The sequence below is a fragment of the Pseudomonas kielensis genome (assembly GCF_030505375.1).
GTDB classification, from domain to species: domain Bacteria; phylum Pseudomonadota; class Gammaproteobacteria; order Pseudomonadales; family Pseudomonadaceae; genus Aquipseudomonas; species Aquipseudomonas kielensis.
In genome coordinates this window covers 1,392,341-1,412,500 of the sequence record NZ_CP130043.1, presented here as the reverse complement: position 1 = coordinate 1,412,500, position 20,160 = coordinate 1,392,341, and the positions used below count along the sequence as shown (strand labels likewise).

At 61.9% G+C, this 20,160-nt stretch carries 10 protein-coding genes and 2 rRNA genes (1 of these 12 running past the window's edge); 10 read left to right on the top strand and 2 right to left on the bottom strand.

Annotated features, from left to right (window positions below):
• The 8 genes from Q1W70_RS06825 to yfiB form a co-directional block, all read left to right on the top strand.
• Positions 1-2,191, top strand: a 23S ribosomal RNA gene (locus Q1W70_RS06825) (it extends 703 nt beyond the left edge of the window).
• Positions 2,192-2,352: 161 nt separating this feature from the next.
• A 5S ribosomal RNA gene (gene rrf / locus Q1W70_RS06820) occupies positions 2,353-2,468 on the top strand.
• A gap of 154 nt (positions 2,469-2,622) precedes the next feature.
• Entirely contained in the window at positions 2,623-6,072 is a 3,450-nt protein-coding gene (gene recC / locus Q1W70_RS06815; protein WP_302098704.1) for an exodeoxyribonuclease V subunit gamma, read from the top strand.
• Positions 6,072-9,761, top strand: a complete 3,690-nt coding sequence (gene recB / locus Q1W70_RS06810; RefSeq protein WP_302098703.1) for an exodeoxyribonuclease V subunit beta — start codon at positions 6,072-6,074, stop codon at positions 9,759-9,761. The genes recC and recB overlap by 1 nt, the downstream gene beginning before the upstream one ends.
• A complete protein-coding gene (gene recD / locus Q1W70_RS06805; RefSeq protein WP_302098702.1) occupies positions 9,758-11,860 on the top strand; it encodes an exodeoxyribonuclease V subunit alpha in 2,103 nt (700 codons plus the stop codon). The genes recB and recD overlap by 4 nt, the downstream gene beginning before the upstream one ends.
• A 146-nt stretch (positions 11,861-12,006) precedes the next feature.
• The gene (gene yfiR / locus Q1W70_RS06800) at positions 12,007-12,582 is read left to right on the top strand and encodes a regulatory sequestration protein YfiR (protein WP_166590332.1); all 576 of its coding nucleotides are present in this window, start codon (positions 12,007-12,009) and stop codon (positions 12,580-12,582) included.
• Complete coding sequence (gene dgcN, locus Q1W70_RS06795; RefSeq protein ID WP_182343380.1) at positions 12,579-13,847, top strand: diguanylate cyclase DgcN/YfiN; 1,269 nt, start codon at positions 12,579-12,581, stop codon at positions 13,845-13,847. The genes yfiR and dgcN overlap by 4 nt, the downstream gene beginning before the upstream one ends.
• Before the next feature lie 4 nt (positions 13,848-13,851).
• A complete protein-coding gene (gene yfiB / locus Q1W70_RS06790; protein ID WP_302098701.1) occupies positions 13,852-14,355 on the top strand; it encodes an outer membrane lipoprotein YfiB in 504 nt (167 codons plus the stop codon).
• A gap of 801 nt (positions 14,356-15,156) precedes the next feature.
• On the opposite strand, the gene Q1W70_RS06785 is transcribed toward yfiB, so the two are convergent.
• Together Q1W70_RS06785 and Q1W70_RS06780 are read right to left on the bottom strand one after the other, a co-directional pair.
• A complete protein-coding gene (locus Q1W70_RS06785) occupies positions 15,157-16,263 on the bottom strand; it encodes a polymorphic toxin type 44 domain-containing protein (RefSeq protein ID WP_166590335.1) in 1,107 nt (368 codons plus the stop codon).
• Between the two features lie 308 nt (positions 16,264-16,571).
• Positions 16,572-17,519: a LysR family transcriptional regulator gene (locus tag Q1W70_RS06780; RefSeq protein WP_182343385.1), complete on the bottom strand. Its 948-nt coding sequence runs from the start codon at positions 17,517-17,519 to the stop codon at positions 16,572-16,574.
• 149 nt (positions 17,520-17,668) lie between these two features.
• On the opposite strand from Q1W70_RS06780, the gene Q1W70_RS06775 reads away from it, so the two are divergent.
• Together Q1W70_RS06775 and mmsB are read left to right on the top strand one after the other, a co-directional pair.
• Complete coding sequence (locus tag Q1W70_RS06775; RefSeq protein WP_166590343.1) at positions 17,669-19,195, top strand: CoA-acylating methylmalonate-semialdehyde dehydrogenase; 1,527 nt, start codon at positions 17,669-17,671, stop codon at positions 19,193-19,195.
• Positions 19,196-19,208: 13 nt separating this feature from the next.
• Positions 19,209-20,096 (top strand): 3-hydroxyisobutyrate dehydrogenase, encoded by an 888-nt coding sequence (gene mmsB / locus Q1W70_RS06770; protein ID WP_302098700.1) that lies wholly within the window; start codon positions 19,209-19,211, stop codon positions 20,094-20,096.
• Positions 20,097-20,160: the final 64 nt, after the last annotated feature.

Sequence of the window (20,160 nt, the reverse complement as noted above, 5' to 3'; positions counted from 1 at the left end):
GTAACACTAACTGGAGGACCGAACCGACTACCGTTGAAAAGTTAGCGGATGACCTGTGGATCGGAGTGAAAGGCTAATCAAGCTCGGAGATAGCTGGTTCTCCTCGAAAGCTATTTAGGTAGCGCCTCATGTATCACTGTAGGGGGTAGAGCACTGTTTCGGCTAGGGGGTCATCCCGACTTACCAAACCGATGCAAACTCCGAATACCTACAAGTGCCGAGCATGGGAGACACACGGCGGGTGCTAACGTCCGTCGTGAAAAGGGAAACAACCCAGACCGTCAGCTAAGGTCCCAAAGTTATGGTTAAGTGGGAAACGATGTGGGAAGGCTTAGACAGCTAGGAGGTTGGCTTAGAAGCAGCCACCCTTTAAAGAAAGCGTAATAGCTCACTAGTCGAGTCGGCCTGCGCGGAAGATGTAACGGGGCTCAAACCATACACCGAAGCTACGGGTATCATCTTAGGATGATGCGGTAGAGGAGCGTTCTGTAAGCCTGTGAAGGTGAGTTGAGAAGCTTGCTGGAGGTATCAGAAGTGCGAATGCTGACATGAGTAACGACAATGGGTGTGAAAAACACCCACGCCGAAAGACCAAGGTTTCCTGCGCAACGTTAATCGACGCAGGGTTAGTCGGTCCCTAAGGCGAGGCTGAAAAGCGTAGTCGATGGAAAACAGGTTAATATTCCTGTACTTCTGGTTATTGCGATGGAGGGACGGAGAAGGCTAGGCCAGCTTGGCGTTGGTTGTCCAAGTTTAAGGTGGTAGGCTGGAATCTTAGGTAAATCCGGGATTCTAAGGCCGAGAGCTGATGACGAGTGTTCTTTTAGAACACGAAGTGGTTGATGCCATGCTTCCAAGAAAAGCTTCTAAGCTTCAGGTAACCAGGAACCGTACCCCAAACCGACACAGGTGGTTGGGTAGAGAATACCAAGGCGCTTGAGAGAACTCGGGTGAAGGAACTAGGCAAAATGGCACCGTAACTTCGGGAGAAGGTGCGCCGGTGAGGGTGAAGGACTTGCTCCGTAAGCCCACGCCGGTCGAAGATACCAGGCCGCTGCGACTGTTTATTAAAAACACAGCACTCTGCAAACACGAAAGTGGACGTATAGGGTGTGACGCCTGCCCGGTGCCGGAAGGTTAATTGATGGGGTTAGCTAACGCGAAGCTCTTGATCGAAGCCCCGGTAAACGGCGGCCGTAACTATAACGGTCCTAAGGTAGCGAAATTCCTTGTCGGGTAAGTTCCGACCTGCACGAATGGCGTAACGATGGCGGCGCTGTCTCCACCCGAGACTCAGTGAAATTGAAATCGCTGTGAAGATGCAGTGTATCCGCGGCTAGACGGAAAGACCCCGTGAACCTTTACTATAGCTTTGCACTGGACTTTGAATTTGCTTGTGTAGGATAGGTGGGAGGCTTTGAAGCGTGGACGCCAGTCTGCGTGGAGCCAACCTTGAAATACCACCCTGGCAACTTTGAGGTTCTAACTCAGGTCCGTTATCCGGATCGAGGACAGTGTATGGTGGGTAGTTTGACTGGGGCGGTCTCCTCCTAAAGAGTAACGGAGGAGTACGAAGGTGCGCTCAGACCGGTCGGAAATCGGTCGTAGAGTATAAAGGCAAAAGCGCGCTTGACTGCGAGACAGACACGTCGAGCAGGTACGAAAGTAGGTCTTAGTGATCCGGTGGTTCTGTATGGAAGGGCCATCGCTCAACGGATAAAAGGTACTCCGGGGATAACAGGCTGATACCGCCCAAGAGTTCATATCGACGGCGGTGTTTGGCACCTCGATGTCGGCTCATCACATCCTGGGGCTGAAGCCGGTCCCAAGGGTATGGCTGTTCGCCATTTAAAGTGGTACGCGAGCTGGGTTTAGAACGTCGTGAGACAGTTCGGTCCCTATCTGCCGTGGACGTTTGAGATTTGAGAGGGGCTGCTCCTAGTACGAGAGGACCGGAGTGGACGAACCTCTGGTGTTCCGGTTGTCACGCCAGTGGCATTGCCGGGTAGCTATGTTCGGAATAGATAACCGCTGAAAGCATCTAAGCGGGAAACTAGCCTCAAGATGAGATCTCACTGGAACCTTGAGTTCCCTGAAGGGCCGTCGAAGACTACGACGTTGATAGGTTGGGTGTGTAAGCGCTGTGAGGCGTTGAGCTAACCAATACTAATTGCCCGTGAGGCTTGACCATATAACACCCAAGCAATCTTGTGACTTCGAAAGAGGCATCTGATTGCGGTGTGTGAAGACGAAACGAACCGAAAGTTCGAGAAACTCACAAAACACCGAAAGCTATCACATACCCAATTTGCTGAAGCGAGGCCGACTGGCCACGACTCAGTACCCGAATTTCTTGACGACCATAGAGCATTGGAACCACCTGATCCCATCCCGAACTCAGCAGTGAAACGATGCATCGCCGATGGTAGTGTGGGGTTTCCCCATGTGAGAGTAGGTCATCGTCAAGATTAAATTCCGAAACCCCAATTGCGAAAGCAGTTGGGGTTTTGTTTTTGCGCACGAGAAAGTGCGCACCCTCCAGCGCCCCTTTCGGGCGGCACCCGGCTGCCACAAAATGCTAAGGTTCGGCCCTGGCTCAGGCACTTATCCAAGGAAGCACTCATGGCGGACGGCTCGCTACTCAGTACTGGTTTTATGGTGGTTCACGGCAACCGCCTGGATGAACTGCGTAGCCTGGTGGTCAGTTGGATGCGGCGTTATCCGCTGGCGCCCCTGGAAAACGAAATCGCCCTGGTGCAGAGCAACGGCATTGCCCAATGGCTGAAGTTGGCATTGGCCGAAGACCCGGAAGAAGACGACATGGGGGGCTGCGGTATTGCCGCAGCCATTGATGTGCAATTGCCCGGCAGCTTCATGTGGCAGTTGTACCGCCTGGTCCTGGGACGCGCCGAAATTCCCGCCAAGTCGCTGCTGGACAAAGCCCCCCTGACCTGGCGACTGATGCGCCTGTTGCCCGAACTGATCGACCAGCCACATTTCGAACCGCTGCAGCGTTTCCTGACTCACGACACCGACCTGCGTAAACGCTACCAACTGGCCGAGCGCCTCGCCGACCTGTTCGACCAGTACCAGGTCTACCGAGCCGACTGGCTGGAAGACTGGGCCGCCGGGCGCCATCAACTGCGCAACGGCCGAGGCGAGAGCAAGCCGCTCACCCCCGCCAACTGCTGGCAGGCGGAACTGTGGCGTGCGCTATTGCTCGACGTCGGAGAACAAGGCATGGCGCAGAGCCGTGCCGGAGTTCACCAGCGCTTCATTGAAACCATCACCCGGCTCGACACCGCGCCGGCCGGATTACCGTCCAGGGTGATCGTTTTTGGTATTTCCTCACTGCCCGCCCAGGCCCTGGAAGCCCTCGCCGGATTGGCCCGTTTCAGCCAGGTGCTGCTCTGTGTGCATAACCCTTGCCGACACCATTGGGCAGACATCGTCGCCGATAAAGACCTGTTACGGCACCAATACAAGCGTCAGGCGCGCAAGGCCGGGATGCCGGTGGTGCTCGATCCGCAAACCCTGCATCAGCACGCTCACCCACTGCTGGCAGCGTGGGGCAAGCAAGGCCGCGACTACATCAACCTGCTCGACAGCTATGACGACCCCAACAGCTATCGCTCGGCCTTTCGCGATGGGCGTATCGACCTGTTCAGCGAAAGCCAGCCGCAGACCCTGCTCAACCAACTGCAGGACGACATCCTCGAATTACGTCCGTTGAGCGAAACTCGCGAGCTGTGGCCCGCCGTGGATCTGGCGCAGGATGAGTCGATCCGTTTTCACATCGCCCACAGCGCGCAACGGGAAGTCGAGATCCTCCATGACCAGTTGCTCGCCCGCTTCAGTGCCGACCCCCAGTTGCGCCCGCGGGACGTGATCGTGATGGTGCCGGACGTCGACAGCTACGCGCCGCACATCAGTGCGGTATTCGGGCAACTGGAGCGCACGGATCCGCGCTTCATTCCATTTACCCTCACCGACCAGGGCCAGCGCGGCCGTGATCCGCTGCTGATTGCCGTGGAGCATCTGCTGAAGTTGCCCGACAGCCGTTTCCCGGTCAGCGAAATCCTCGACCTGCTGGACGTGCCTGCCTTGCGTGCGCGATTCGGGGTGGAGGAGCGCGACCTGCCGACCCTGCATCGCTGGATCGAAGGCGCCGGGATCCGCTGGGGCATGAGCGCCGAGCAACGCGCCGGCCTCGGCCTGCCCGACGCGCTGGAGCAGAACAGTTGGCGCTTCGGCTTGCGGCGCATGCTGCTCGGCTACGCGGTGGGCAGCGGTCAGGCCTGCGACGGCATCGAACCCTACGATGAAATCGGCGGCCTGGATGCAGCGTTGATCGGGCCCCTGGTGGCCTTGCTTGATGCCTTACAGATCGCCCACGATGAACTCAGCCAGGCTGCGTCCCCCGAGCAATGGGGCAGCCGCTTGCAAGCGCTGATGCAGTTGTTTTTCCTGGCCAGCAACGAACACGATGACTACCTGCTGGCCCAGCTGGAGTTACTGCGCGAAACCTGGCTCGAGACCTGCGAGTCGGTCGGCCTGCACGACCCGCTGCCCCTGACAGTGGTGCGCGAAGCCTGGTTGGCCGGCCTCGACCAGGGCCGGCTGTCTCAACGGTTCCTGGCCGGCGCGGTGAACTTCTGCACCCTGATGCCGATGCGCGCCATCCCCTTCAAGCTGGTCTGCCTGCTGGGCATGAACGACGGTGACTACCCGCGCGCCCAGCCACCGCTGGACTTCGACCTGATGGGCAGCGACTACCGCCCCGGCGATCGTTCACGGCGCGAAGATGACCGCTACCTGCTGCTCGAGGCCTTGCTCTCGGCGCGCGACCAGCTCTACATCAGTTGGGTCGGACGCAGCATCCGCGACAACAGCCAGCGCCCTGCCTCCGTGTTGATCGGACAGTTGCGTGACCACCTGGCCAATGGCTGGAAACTCGCCGGCGAGCCCGATGCACTGCTCCACGCGCTGACCCAGGAGCACCCGCTGCAACCCTTCAGCGCCCGTTATTTCCATGAAGGCGACGGCCTGTTCAGCTATGCCCGGGAGTGGCAACTGCTGCACGAACAGCACGCGGCCCAACCAACGTCGACCCTGCTGACCCCCTACGTGCAGGAAGAACCGTTATCCCTGGGCCAGCTCCAGGACTTCCTGCGCAACCCGGTCCGGCACTTCTTCAGCCAGCGCCTGAAAGTGTTTTTCGAAGCCGCTGAAGCGCCGCTGGCCGACGAAGAACCCTTCGTCCTCGATGCCTTGCAGCGCTACAGCCTGAGCGACAGCCTGCTGACCGCCGCCCTCGGCCATCTGGATCAACCCGAACCTGCGTTGCTGGCCCAGGCCAAGCGCCTGCAGGACAGCGGCTTGCTGCCCATGGCCGGTTTTGGCGAGTGCCTGCAGCGTGAATTGATCGAGCCCCTGCCGGACCTGCTGCAGCGTTATCAACACCTGCTGCAGTTGTGGCCAACGCCGCTGACCAGCGCCTTGCCCGTGTCGTTGAACCTGCAGGGCGTGAGCCTGGAAGGCTGGTTGGGGGGCCTGCATCAGCGCAGCGATGGCGGGTTGCTGACGGTCACCAGCATTCCCAACAGCATCGGTTCGCCCAAGACGCGCAAATGGCATCGCCTGATCCGGCCCTGGGTCAATCACCTGGTGGCCTGTGCCAGCGGTCTGTCGATGACCACCGGGCTGGTCGCCAGTGATGACAGCCTGCTGCTGGACCCGCTGGACCAGCCCCACGCCGAGCAGCTCCTGGGTGAGCTGATGCAAGCCTGGCAAGCGGGCATGCGCCAGCCCCTGCCCATCGCCGTCAAGACCGCCTTCGCCTGGCTTGGGCAGACCGACCCGCTCAAGGCCGATGCCGCTGCCCGCAAGGCCTACGAAGGCGATGGCCAGACCTCCGAGGGCGAGCGCCGCGAGAGCCCGGCCCTGGCGCGCCAGTTCCCTGACTACAACGCCCTGCTGGCCGACGAGACCTTTGACGGCTGGTGCGAAGCGCTCTACCGGCCATTGCTCGTTGCGCCCTGGCGCTCACTCACCGGCGAGGAGTCCAATTGATGACCGCGACATTGCCCCTGGCCCTGGCGTTTCCCCTGCGCGGCAGCCAATTGATCGAAGCCAGCGCCGGTACCGGCAAGACCTTCACCATCTCCGCGCTGTACCTGCGCCTGGTACTCGGCCATGGCGATGCCGCCAGCGGCTTTGGCCGCGAACTGTTGCCGCCGCAGATCCTCGTCGTAACCTTCACCGACGCGGCCACCAAGGAACTGCGCGAGCGAATCCGCACGCGCCTGGCCGAAGCCGCACGGTTCTTCCGCGACGAGACCCCGGCCCCCGACAGCCTGATTGCCGACTTGCGCGACCAGTACAGCGCTGAGCAATGGCCCGGCTGTGCCAACCGCCTCGACATCGCCGCGCAGTGGATGGACGAGGCTGCCGTATCGACCATCCACAGTTGGTGCCAGCGCATGCTGCGCGAACATGCCTTCGACAGTGGCAGCCTGTTTACCCAATCCCTGGAAACCGACCACAGCGATCTGCTCGGCGAAGTGGTGCGCGACTACTGGCGCCTGTATTGCTATCCCATGCAGGGCGATGCGCTGAACTGGGTCCGCGCCAACTGGGGTGGACCTGCCGCGTTGCTCGCGCGGGTGCGCGGCTTGTTCGACAGTGAGCGCGACAGCATCGAAGGCGAGCCGCCGCAGCAGTTGATCGCCGCCTGCCTTGAGCAGCGACGTGAGGCCCTGGTGACGCTCAAGGCGCCCTGGCCGGTCTGGGCACAGGAGCTGCGGGACATCTGCCTGCAAGGCGTCGCCAGCAAGGCCGTCGACGGGCGCAAGATGCAAGCACGCTACTTCGAGCCCTGGTTCGAGAAAATCAGCGCCTGGGCCGAGGATCCATCCCTTGAGCAACTGGACATCGGCACCGGCTTCACCCGCCTGACGCCCGAGGGCATGGCCGAAGCCTGGAAAGGCCAGGCGCCGGACCACCCCGGGCTGGACGCCATGGCCGGCTTGAAGGCCCGGCTCGATGCGCTGCCGACCCCGGACGCCGCCGTGTTGAAACATGCGGCGCAGTGGGTGGGCGCGCGTTTTGAGGAAGAGAAACGCCGGCGTGCCGAAATGGGCTTCGACGACATGCTGCTGCGCCTGCGCGCGGCCTTGCAGGCCGAGGGCGGCGAGCGCCTGGCGACCTTGATCCGCGAGCAGTTCCCGGTCGCGCTGATCGACGAGTTCCAGGACACCGACCCGGTGCAGTACCGCATCTTCGAGCGCATCTACCGCATCGAAGACAACGACCCGGCGTGCGGACTGTTTCTGATCGGCGACCCAAAGCAGGCGATCTACGCCTTCCGTGGCGCCGATATCTACACCTACCTGCGCGCCCGCCAGGCCACCACCGGCCGCCTGCATACCCTGGGCACCAACTTCCGCTCCAGCCACGGCATGGTCGCGGCGGTGAACCATGTGTTCCAGACTGCCGAACAGCGAGAACAGGGCCGAGGCGCATTTCTGTTCCGCGAGCCCAACGGTGACAACCCGGTACCCTTTGCCCCGGTCGCGTCCCAGGGGCGCAAGGAGTCGTTGCAGATCGACGGCCAGGCCGTGCCGGCGCTGAACCTCTGGCATCTGCCCAGCGAGCAGGCGCTGTCCGGGGTGGTCTATCGTCAGCAACTGGCCGCGGCCTGCGCCAGTCAAATCAGCGCGTTGCTCAATGGCGGCCAGCAGGGGCGGGCGGGTTTTGTCCGCGACAATCAGGCCCTCAAGGGCTTGTTGCCGGCCGACATCGCGATCCTGGTGCGCGACGGCAAGGAAGCCCAGGCCGTGCGCCAGGAGTTATCGGCGCGCGGCGTACGCAGCGTCTATCTCTCGGACAAGGACTCGGTGTTCGCCGCCCAGGAGGCCCATGACCTGCTGAGCTGGCTCAAGGCGTGCGCCGAGCCGGATGTCGAGCGCCCGCTGCGGGCGGCCCTGGCCAGCACCACCTTGAACCTGTCGCTGAGCGACCTGGAGCGCCTGAACCAGGATGAACTGGCCTGGGAGGCGCGGGTCATGCAGTTTCGCCAATACCGCGAAGTCTGGCGCAAGCAGGGCGTGCTGCCGATGTTGCGGCGCCTGCTCCACGACTTCCAGTTGCCGCAGGTGCTGATCGCCCGCAGTGATGGCGAGCGGGTGCTGACCAACCTGCTGCACCTCTCGGAACTGCTGCAACAGGCCGCCGCCGAACTCGACGGCGAACAGGCGTTGATCCGTCACCTGTCCGAACACCTGGCGTTGTCCGGGCAGGCGGGTGAAGAGCAGATCCTGCGCCTGGAAAGCGACGAGCAACTGGTCAAGGTGGTGACCATCCACAAGTCCAAGGGCCTGGAATACCCCCTGGTGTTCCTGCCCTTCATCTGCTCGGCCAAGCCGGTGGACGGCAGCCGCCTGCCGTTGCACTACCACGATGAGCGCGGCAAACCCCAGGTCACCCTGAACCCGACGCCCGAGCTGATCGCCCTGGCCGACCATGAACGCCTGGCCGAAGACCTGCGCCTGCTCTATGTCGCCCTGACCCGGGCCCAGCATGCGTGCTGGCTCGGTGTCGCCGACCTCAAGCGGGGCAACAGCAACAGCTCGGTATTGCACCTCTCGGCCCTGGGCTATGTGCTCGGCGGCGGTGCCGCGCTGGGGCAGTCCGCTGGCTTGTCAGCCTGGCTGCAAGCGCTGGAGCAAGGGTGTGCGGCGTTGCAGCATCAGCCGATGCCCGCCGCCAGCGACGAGCAGTACCAGCCGCCGCGCAACGCCGCACGGTTGTTGGCAGCGCTCAGTCCCAAGCGCAAGGCCGCGGAAAACTGGTGGATCGCCTCCTACAGCGGGCTGCGCATTGGCGACAGCCTTTCGGCCGCCAGCGAGGAAGCCCCGGAAAGTGCCCAGGCGCAAAAACTGTTCGATGACGAACGCCTCGACCCCGATGCCCCCCGTGAAGTCCAGGCCAGTGGCGGTGACATCCATCGCTTCCCGCGTGGGCCCAACCCGGGCACCTTCCTCCACGGCCTGCTGGAGTGGGCCGGTGACGAAGGCTTCAGCGCCGACCCGCAGGCGATTGAAGACGCCATTGCCCGGCGCTGCAACCGTCGTGGCTGGCAGGGCTGGATCGTCACGCTGAGCGACTGGCTACAACACCTGCTGCAGGTCCCGCTGCGCCTGGGCGCCGAGCAACCGCCGGTAGTCCTCGGACACCTGCGCGAGTACCGGGTCGAGATGGAATTCTGGTTCGCCAGCCATAAAGTCGATGTGCTCAAGCTCGACGAACTGGTGCGCCAATACACCCACGGCGGCGTCGCCCGGGTGGGGGCCGAATCGATGCTGCTCAATGGCATGTTCAAGGGCTTTATCGACCTGACGTTCGAGCACGCCGGGCGCTACTACGTGGCCGACTACAAATCCAACTGGCTGGGCAGCGATGATTCGGCCTACACCGAGCAGGCCATGGAGCAGTCGATGCTCGACCATCGCTACGACCTGCAATACGTGCTGTACCTGCTGGCCCTGCATCGCCAACTCAAGGCGCGCCTGGCCGACTACGACTACGACCGGCACATGGGCGGTGCCCTGTACCTGTTTTTGCGCGGTACCCGGGCGGCGAGCCAGGGCGCCTATTTCGCCCGCCCGCCGCGCGAACTGATCGAACGCCTGGACCGCTTGTTCCAGGGCAAACCAGAGGCCAAGCCTGAACCGGCCTGGGAGCAGGGTGTATTGCTATGAACCGTTCCTTTGCCGACCTGTTGCCCACGCCGCTGACGGCCGAGAGCCTGGCGCAACTCCAACCCCTGAGCAGCGCCACTGATTTGTTGCTGTTGCTGGAACGTTGGGTCGAGCGCGGCTGGCTGCGCGCGCTGGACAAAGCCTTTGTCGCCTTCCTCCACGAGCGGGCGCCGCACGACGATCCACTGGTGTTGCTGGCGGCGACCTTGACCAGTCACCAACTGGGGCACGGCCACGTCTGCCTCGACCTGTTCGAGACCCTCAAGGCGCCGGACTTCGCCCTGTCCTTGCCACCGGAAGGCGACGTGCAGACCGGTGCCCAACTGCTGCCCTCGCAATTGCTCGAAGCCCTGGACGGCGCACACTGGTGCAAGGTGCTGGCCTCCAGTCCGTTGGTGGCGCTGGCCGCCGATGGGTGTGAAGGCGCCATGCAGCGGCCGTTGGTGTTGTCCGGCAAACGCCTGTACTTGCGTCGCTACTGGGCCTACGAACGGCGCATCGACCAGGCGCTGCGCCAACGCCTGGTGGCCGCCGAACCGACCCCGGCCGACCTGCCCGAGCGCCTGGCCGGACTGTTCGGCCAGGCACGCGCCGGGGCGCCGATCGACTGGCAGAAGCTCGCCTGCGCCCTGGCGACCCGCAGTGCTTTCAGCATCATCACCGGCGGGCCGGGCACCGGCAAGACCACCACCGTGGTGCGTTTGCTGGCGTTGCTCCAGGCGCCTGCCGTGGAGGCGGGCAAGCCGCTGCGCATTCGCCTTGCGGCGCCGACGGGCAAGGCGGCCGCGCGCCTGACCGAGTCCATCAGCCAGCAAGTGCGCAGCCTGCAGGTCGCCGACGCGGTCCGGGACAAGATCCCCGCTGACGTGACCACCGTCCACCGCCTGCTGGGCAGCCGTCCCGGCACCCGGCACTTTCGCCATCACGCCGGCAATCGCCTGCCGCTGGACGTGCTGGTGGTGGATGAGGCGTCGATGATCGACCTGGAAATGATGGCCAATCTGCTCGATGCCTTGCCGCTCCATGCCCGCCTGGTGCTGCTGGGCGACAAGGACCAACTGGCGTCGGTGGAAGCCGGTGCCGTGCTGGGCGACCTGTGCCGGGATGCTGAAGCTGGCTATTACAGCCCGCAGACCCGGGCCTGGCTGGAGGCGGTCAGCGCGGAAGACCTGGGCCGCAGCGGCCTGCAGGAAGACCTCGACGCCAGCCACCCGCTGGCGCAGCAAGTGGTGATGTTGCGCCACTCGCGGCGCTTCGGCGAAGGCAGTGGCATCGGCCAGTTGGCGCGCTGGGTCAACCAACAGCACGCCGAGGAGGCGCGCAAGTTACTGGCAGCCCGCAGTCACGCCGACCTGTTTGTCCTGGCGCTCAAGGGCGAGCAGGACCGGGCCCTGGAGCGCCTGTTGCTGGAAGGTCACGGCGACGGACCGCAGGGTTACCGGCACTACCTGAGCCTGTTGCGCAACCAGCGCCCAAGCCCGGACGCCGCGCCTGAAGATCAGGTGTGGACGGATTGGGCGCGGCAGGTATTGCAGGCTTTCGACGCGTTCCAGCTGCTGTGCGCAGTGCGCAAGGGCCCCTGGGGCGTCGAGGGACTCAATCAGCGCATCACCGCGGCGCTGCTCAAGGCCCGGCTGATCGACAGCGATCAGCAGTGGTACGAAGGGCGTCCGGTGCTGATGACGCGCAACGATTACGGCCTGGGCCTGATGAACGGCGACATCGGCATCGCCCTCAAATTGCCTGAGCGTGATGCCCTGCCTGGCGGCAAGCAGGTGCTGCGTGTGGCCTTTGCCCGCAACGACGGGCAGGGCGGGGTACGGTTTGTGCTGCCCAGTCGGCTCAACGATGTAGAGACCGTGTACGCCATGACCGTGCACAAATCCCAGGGCTCGGAATTCGCCCACACCGCGCTGATCCTGCCGGACGCTCTCAATCCGGTGCTGACCAAGGAACTGATCTACACCGGCATCACCCGGGCCAAGGATTGGTTCAGCCTGATCGAGTCGCGCAGCGGGGTGTTCGAAGAAGCGGTCAAGCGCAAGGTCAAGCGCTTGAGCGGGCTGATGCTGGAACTGGCGGACGACAGCGATAGATGATCGACCAGTCAGTTTCCTGAGCGTCTCCCCCGCACGGCTATAAACGGGATAGCCCCGCCAGCTGGCAGGCGGGGCGTCCTCGCCCGGGTATCGGTGCTGTGCTATCGTTGCGGCATCATTTTGTCGCAATCAACGAGAATCCCCGCATGAAGCTGGCTGTCTGGACGACAGAATCCATGATGAGCTGCAAGCGCTTGGTGCTGGCCGGGATTCTCTGTTTGTTCAGCGCGCAGTTGTTCGCCGAGAGCCAATTGCCGGCCAGCATGGCCGAGCAGCGTGCCCGCTCGGTGACCCAGGTGGTCCTGGGGATTCTCAGCTACGCCCGCTGGCCCGTCGAACCCGACCAATTGCGCCTGTGCCTCCTCGGCCCCACCCAATACACCGACGACCTGGTCAAGGGCACCACCCAGGCCACGGGGCGTCCGGTGGTCGTGCGCCGACTGTTGGCCAGCTACCCGGCCATCGCCAGTCAATGTGATGCGGTCTATATCGGTGAAATGACCGCCGAGGAACGCAGTCAACTGTTCGCCTCGTTGTCCGGGCACCCGGTGCTGAGCATCAGCGAGGCTGACGAGCACTGCGCGGTGGGCAGCCTGTTCTGTCTGCGGGTCAGTGACCAGCAGGTCTCGTTCGAGGTCAACCTCGACTCGGTCGCGCGCAGCGGCGTGCGCATTCACCCCAGCGTGCTGCAACTCTCGCGCCGCAAGGCGGTTGCGCCATGAACCTGTTCAACCGAGAGGGGCGTCCGACCCTGCGTTCGGTCATTGGTCGGGGCAACCTGATCGTGGCGCTGGTCGGGGTGGCCATGACCAGCTTGTCCCTGACCGTGCTCGGCGTGCTGGCATTGCGGGTGTATGCCGATCACAACCTGCACCTGATCGCCCGCTCCATCAATTACACCGTGGAAGCGGCGGTGGTGTTCAACGACAAGGTCGCCGCCAACGAAGCACTGGCCTTGATCGCCTCCACCGAAGAGGTGGCCGACGCGCAGGTGTTCGATGCCCAGGGCCAGTTGTTGGCCCGTTGGCAGCGCGGGGAAAGCGGCCTGGTCTCGGCACTGGAGCTGCAGATCGCCCGCCACCTGCTGGAAGAGCCGATCCGCATGCCCATCGTCCATCAGGACCGGGAAGTCGGCAGCATCCTGATCGTCGGCCATGGCAGCAGCCTGATGCGCTTCCTGCTCAGCGGCCTGGCGGGCGTTATCCTGTGCAGCGCCCTCAGCGCCTGGGTTGCGTTGTTCCTGGCCAGGCGGCAACTCAAGGGCATTACCGGGCCGTTGCGCAGCCTGGCGCAAGTGGCGCACGCGGCCCGCAGCGAACGGGCCTTCGACCGGCGCGTGCCGCCGGCGCGCATCGCCGAGCTGGACAGCCTGGGCAACGACTTCAATGCCTTGCTCGACGAACTGGAGTCCTGGCAGACCCACCTGCAGAGCGAAAACGAAAGCCTGGCGCACCAGGCCAATCACGACAGCCTCACCGGTTTGCCCAACCGGGCCTTCTTTGAAGGACGGCTGGCGCGGGCGGTGCGCAGTGCCAGCAAGTACAACGAGCGAGTGGCCGTGCTGTTTCTCGACAGCGACCGGTTCAAGGGCATCAACGACAACTACGGGCACGCGGCCGGGGATGCGGTGCTGGTGGCGGTGGCGACCCGGGTACGCGCGCAATTGCGCGAAGAAGACCTGGTGGCGCGGCTCGGTGGCGATGAATTTGCCGTGCTGCTGACCCCCCTGCACAAGACCGAAGATGCCGAGCGCATTGCCGACAAAATCATCGCCAGCATGGCACTGCCGGTGCAGTTGCCGGATGGCTCCTCGGTCCAGACCTCGCTGAGTGTCGGGATCGCGCTGTACCCGGATCATGGTGACACCCCCGGCACCTTGTTACATGCCGCCGACGCGGCGATGTACCAGGCCAAACGCCTCTCCCGAGGCGGGCAATACACGGCACGGTCGGAGCACCTTGCCGCCCATCTTAAAACCAGGAGCTAACCTCGTGTTCTCAGTGACCCAGCGATCCTTTCGATTCTTCACCCTGACCCTGTTCATGGCCATGCTGGCCTTGACCGGGTGCCAGACGGCGCCGCAAAAAGGCCTGACCGCCGCGCAGATCGCCGTGCTCAAACAGCAAGGGTTCGAACTGACAGACGAAGGTTGGGCATTTGGCCTGTCGGGCAAGGTGCTGTTCGGCAGCGACGTGGAAAGCCTCAACGTGCAGAGCACGGAAATTGTCGAGCGCATCGGCAAGGCGCTACTGGGGGTTGGGATCGACCACGTGCGAGTCGACGGCCACACCGATGCCTCCGGCAAAGAAGCCTACAACCAGCAACTGTCCATGCGCCGCGCCAAGAGCGTGCGCAACGTACTGACCCGCGTCGGCATGCCTGAAGAAAACATCCAACTGCGCGGCCTCGGCAGCAGCGTACCGGTGGCCTCGAACAAAACCGCCAGCGGCCGCACCGAAAACCGCCGCGTGGCCATCGTCGTCAGCGCTGACTAATCGGTAAAGAAGATCTGGTGGAGCCGCAGCAGTACATCGAGTACTCCAAGGAACTCAGGTGACCCAATGAATACAGGGGCTAACCGCTATGAGCATCCTTGAAGTTCGAGTTGTGGTTACAAACCTCGCTGTTCCCTGAAACCGAGCACGAGGCTCGTCCACCATCGCCGCGTGAACTCCTCTGCGTATTTGCCATACTTGCTCAGGGTCGGAAAGGGTCAGATTCGCCTTTGCGCGGCTTCAAGCGAGCAATAACATCAGGGGACGTTTTTATAGGATGCTTTCGGAAAAGACCTCCGGTCATGCCCACATATCCGCAATGGATGTTTGATCAGATGTCATAGAAGTTTTCGTACTGTCCTTGTTTGCGCCAAATCCCGCTTCCCCTGATTCTAGAAAATATCGCCTTATGGTTTCGCTGTATCCGTGGTGCACTGCTTCAAGCGATCTGTATCCGTGCCACTGCCTTCACTTCTATCGATATCGCCGTTCGCATCAAGGTAAATGTGGGTCGTTGGCCATTTTGGGGTGATGTTGACGCAATGGTTGCGAGTCTTCTCACCCCACCAATAGAACTCCATAAAGAAGTCTTCATCTGGGAATATGTGTCCATAGTCCAACGTCGTTTCGCCGGGATACAGTCCTCCGCGGCCACTTCTGTAAATCCTGTTCTGCGTATTCCAGACGGCTCCGAGTTTTTCTGAGGCCTCCTTTGAATATTGGATGGTTACCCTTGGGGTTGCGATATACCAGAATGCAAACGGCGAGAGCAGCAGAAGTACGGTAAAGATTATCCTGCGTCTAATTGGTTTCACATTTGTGCACACGTACACCATCTCCCCATTCTATTGGCGAGACTGACAACACTTTGTCCATAACCATTTTGATTGTGATGCCTCCTCTTGGTTGCTCCTTGTAGAGCTGTACACCTATGCCAATCGATATCCGGTCGGGAGCATCATCCCAAGCCCGTAGCCCTTCAACATCCCCTGAGCGTTGTGGGCCGGGAAGTGGTTTTTCCGGCGTTTGCTGAGTCAGTAGTTCTTTAAAGTTTTCTCCCGACTTACGGAGGGAGTCCGAGACAATTTGCTCAAGCCCCGCACCATCAGAAAGCACACTTTCTGAAAGACCACCGGCCATACCTACATATCCATAATGGATGTTCGACCAAATGTCATAAAAGTACTCGTAGTCACCTTGCTTGTGCCAAACACCTCCCATGATCTCGGGAATCTTCCCCTTGTGATCCCAGTCCCGACCCTGACCTACTCTTTCAGTCCAAAGTGCCATAGCAGCCGCACCATTTGCAGCGCCAATAGCTTGAGGATTGGTCATGCCGATTTTGGCATACCAAGGCAGCTCCATTTGCTTGCGGGTTTCCTGCACAACGTCATAGCTGAGCAGTTCTTTCATCTTCAGAACAGAGGGGTGAAAGATATTGCGATTCATCTCGCCAGCAATGTATCTGGCGAGCTCTTCCATCTGGTGGGGATGATTGCACGTGGCGGAATTCGCGCTCGGCATGCTTGGAAAGGCAGCAGTATCATCTACTGACGTCGGATCAACCCAATTGGAGTTTGTCGCCGCTGGGTTGGATGCCCTAGTTGCTTGCGCTGCAGCACTTGTTCGCAACGGCGCTATCAGGCGGTTGCGACCCGTGGGGCAACCGCAGTGGATTCTTGAACCATCCAGCGCCGTAGCAACTCCCATCCACTTCATGGCGGGTAGGCTTTCGACAATTACGCCCTCTTCGCCGCATAGCGGGCAGGGGGTGGTTTTATCCCCAAGGCGCAAGACACCTCGACCCCCTTGTGTCGCATTGGGAAGGCTGCTGATACATATCGCGCCAGTAGTGGTTACATCACCGTGCAGACCTTGTCCTAAGCCGTTGACACTTGCCCGTATCATGATTCAACCCTCAATCGATGTCGGGAGGTCTTGTCACCTATTCCAATGTCGCGTCCTGTAACCATCGAGTGTCCCTACTTACTGTATTTGAATGCGGCAGGACGCTACCTCATGTGGTCATGGCGTGGCTGTAGGATGGTTCTCTAAGTTCATGAGGAATTTTCAATTGTTGCTTTGAAGGGGTGACTCTAGTGAGAGGGGCAATGCAGGCGTCGAGGTGTGACAAGCAGGGTATCAAGCACTGCTTCAAAGTCTTGGCAAAGACCTGCTTGCCTCATGATGCTGCTACTTGATTCCTTGAGGATCTGTCAGTCCGCAAACAGCGTCTCGCGACTGTCGCCCATCAGCAGACCCTGATTTTTTTCGGTCACGTTACGGATGTAGTCCCACAACAGGGTAATCCGCTTGAGCTTGCGCAGGTCCTCGCGGCAGTACATCCAGAACTGCCGGGTGATGTTGATTTCTGTCGGTAGCACCGGCAGCAGCCGTGCATCCTGGGCCGCCAGGAAGCACGGCAGGATCGCCAGCGAGCGCCCTTGCTGCGCGGCGACGAATTGGGCGATCACGCTGGTGCTGCGCAGGTTGGCACTGGCGCCGGGCAGGACGTTGGCCAGGTACAACAGCTCCGAACTGAAGGCCAGGTCGTCGACATAACTGATGAACTGATGCTGGGCCAGGTCCGCCGGGCGGCGTATCGGCGGGTGTTGGTCGAGGTAGTCCTGGGTCGCGTACAGCTGCAGACGGTAGTCGCAGAGCTTGCAGCAGACATAGGGCCCGTGCTCCGGGCGCTCAAGGGCGATGACGATGTCTGCTTCGCGCTTGGACAGGCTGATGAAGTGCGGCAGCGGCAGGATGTCCACCGAGATCGCCGGGTAGGCGTCGACGAAGTGGCTCAACTGCGGCGTGATGAAAAAGCTGCCAAAGCCTTCGGTGCAGCCCATGCGCACATGGCCGGACAACGCCACCCCCGAACCTGACACCTGCTCGCACGCCATGTGCAGGGTGCTTTCTATCGACTCGGCATAACCCAGCAGACGCTGGCCCTCGGCAGTGAGGACAAAGCCGTTGGTCCGCGACTTCTCGAACAGCAGGGTGCCCAGGGCTCCTTCCAGGGAACTGATGCGCCGCGACACGGTGGTGTAATCCACGGCCAGGCGTTTGGCGGCCGTGCTGGCCTTGCGGGTGCGGGCGACTTCAAGGAAAAACTTCAAGTCATCCCAGTTCAGGGAGCCCAAGGATGTGATGTTTTTTTGCATGTTTGACCGGCTTTTATGTGGGTTCTTATTAGAAGTTTGCACATCTATACTCCAAAAACAGTCCGCCCACCACGTCGCGGTCCACGCCTCATCTCAAGGCGGCTTGTTCGCCTTGGCTCCCAGCATAACTATAAGTCCCGGAGACCAGCATGAACGCATCCCTCACGCCCAACGAAACCACCGTGCAAACGGCCAAGCTGTTGATCGATGGTCAATGGGTCGAGTCCAAGACCACCGAATGGCACGACATCGTCAACCCGGCGACCCAGCAAGTGCTGGCCAAGGTTCCGTTCGCCACCGCTGAAGAAGTCAACGCTGCCATCGACGCCGCCCATCGTGCGTTCCAGACCTGGAAGCTGACCCCGATCGGCGCGCGGATGCGCATCATGCTCAAGCTCCAGGCCTTGATCCGCGAACACTCCAAGCGCATCGCCGTGGTCCTCAGTGCCGAGCAGGGCAAAACCATCGCCGACGCTGAAGGCGACATTTTTCGTGGCCTGGAAGTGGTCGAGCACGCGTGCTCCATCGGCACCCTGCAAATGGGCGAGTTTGCCGAGAACGTCGCTGGCGGCGTCGACACCTACACCCTGCGCCAGCCAATCGGCGTGTGCGCCGGTATCACCCCGTTCAACTTCCCGGCGATGATTCCACTGTGGATGTTCCCGATGGCCATCGCCTGCGGCAACACCTTCGTGCTCAAGCCGTCCGAACAGGACCCGCTGTCGACTTTGCTGCTGGTGGAACTGGCGATCGAAGCCGGCGTACCGGCCGGTGTGCTCAATGTGGTGCATGGCGGCAAGGACGTGGTGGATGCACTGTGCACCCACAAAGACATCAAGGCAGTGTCCTTCGTCGGCTCGACCGCAGTCGGCACCCACGTCTACGACCTGGCCGGTAAACACGGCAAGCGCGTGCAATCGATGATGGGCGCCAAGAACCACGCCGTGGTACTGCCCGATGCCAACCGCGAGCAAACGCTCAATGCCCTGGTCGGTGCCGGTTTCGGCGCGGCCGGTCAGCGCTGCATGGCCACCTCGGTGGTGGTCCTGGTGGGGGCGGCCAAGCAATGGCTGCCGGACCTCAAGGCGCTGGCGCAAAAACTCAAGGTCAATGCCGGCAGTGAGCCAGGCACCGACGTCGGTCCGGTGATCTCCAAGCGCGCCAAGGCGCGGATCCTCGACCTGATCGAAAGCGGTATCAAGGAAGGCGCCAAGCTGGAACTCGATGGCCGCGACATCAGCGTCCCGGGCTTCGAGCAAGGCAACTTCGTCGGCCCGACCCTGTTCTCCGGGGTGACCACCGACATGCAGATCTACACCCAGGAAATCTTCGGCCCGGTGCTGGTGGTGCTCGAAGTCGACACCCTCGACCAGGCGATCGCCCTCGTCAACGCCAACCCGTTCGGCAACGGCACCGGCCTGTTCACCCAGAGCGGAGCGGCGGCGCGCAAGTTCCAGAGCGAAATCGACGTCGGCCAGGTGGGCATCAACATCCCGATCCCGGTACCCGTGCCGTTCTTCAGCTTCACCGGTTCCCGTGGCTCCAAGCTCGGCGACCTGGGCCCGTACGGCAAGCAAGTGGTGCAGTTCTACACTCAGACCAAGACCGTCACCAGCCGCTGGTTTGACGACAACAGCGTCAACGACGGTGTGAACACCACCATCAACCTGCGCTAAGGAGCCCCACATCATGAAGATTGCGTTTATTGGTCTGGGCAACATGGGCGCGCCGATGGCGCGCAACCTGATCAAGGCCGGCCACTCGTTGAACCTGGTCGATCTGAACAAGGCGGTGTTGGCAGAGCTGGAGCAACAGGGCGGGCACATCAGTGCCACCGCCCGTGAAGCCGCGCAGGGCGCCGAACTGGTGATCACCATGCTGCCGGCCGCCGTGCATGTGCGCAGCGTCTGGCTGGGTGAAGACGGCGTACTGGCGGGGATCGGCAAAGGGGTCCCGGCGGTGGACTGCAGCACCATCGACCCGCAGACCGCCCGCGATGTCGCCGCAGCGGCAGCCAAGCAGGGCGTGACCATGGCCGATGCACCGGTGTCCGGCGGCACCGGCGGCGCGGCGGCCGGCACCCTGACCTTCATGGTCGGCGCCACGGTGGAGCTGTTCGCCACCCTGCAACCGGTACTGGCGCAGATGGGCCGCAACATCGTGCATTGCGGTGAAGTCGGCACCGGGCAGATCGCCAAGATCTGCAACAACCTGCTGCTGGGCATTTCCATGGTCGGCGTCAGTGAAGCCATGGCCCTGGGCGACGCGCTGGGGATCGACACCGGCGTGTTGGCAGGGATCATCAACAGTTCGACTGGCCGTTGCTGGAGTTCGGAGATGTACAACCCCTGGCCTGGGGTGGTGGAAACCGCGCCGGCGTCGCGCGGCTACACCGGCGGTTTTGGTGCCGAGCTGATGCTCAAGGACCTGGGCCTGGCGACCGAAGCGGCCCGTCAGGCGCACCAGCCCGTGGTACTGGGCGCGGTGGCCCAGCAGCTGTACCAGGCCATGAGCCTGCGCGGTGAAGGTGGCCAGGATTTCTCGGCCATCATCAACAGCTACCGCAAGCCGCAGTAAAAGTACCACGGCCACGCATAAATACCTGTGGGAGCGGGCTTGCCCGCGAAGAGGCCGGCACAGT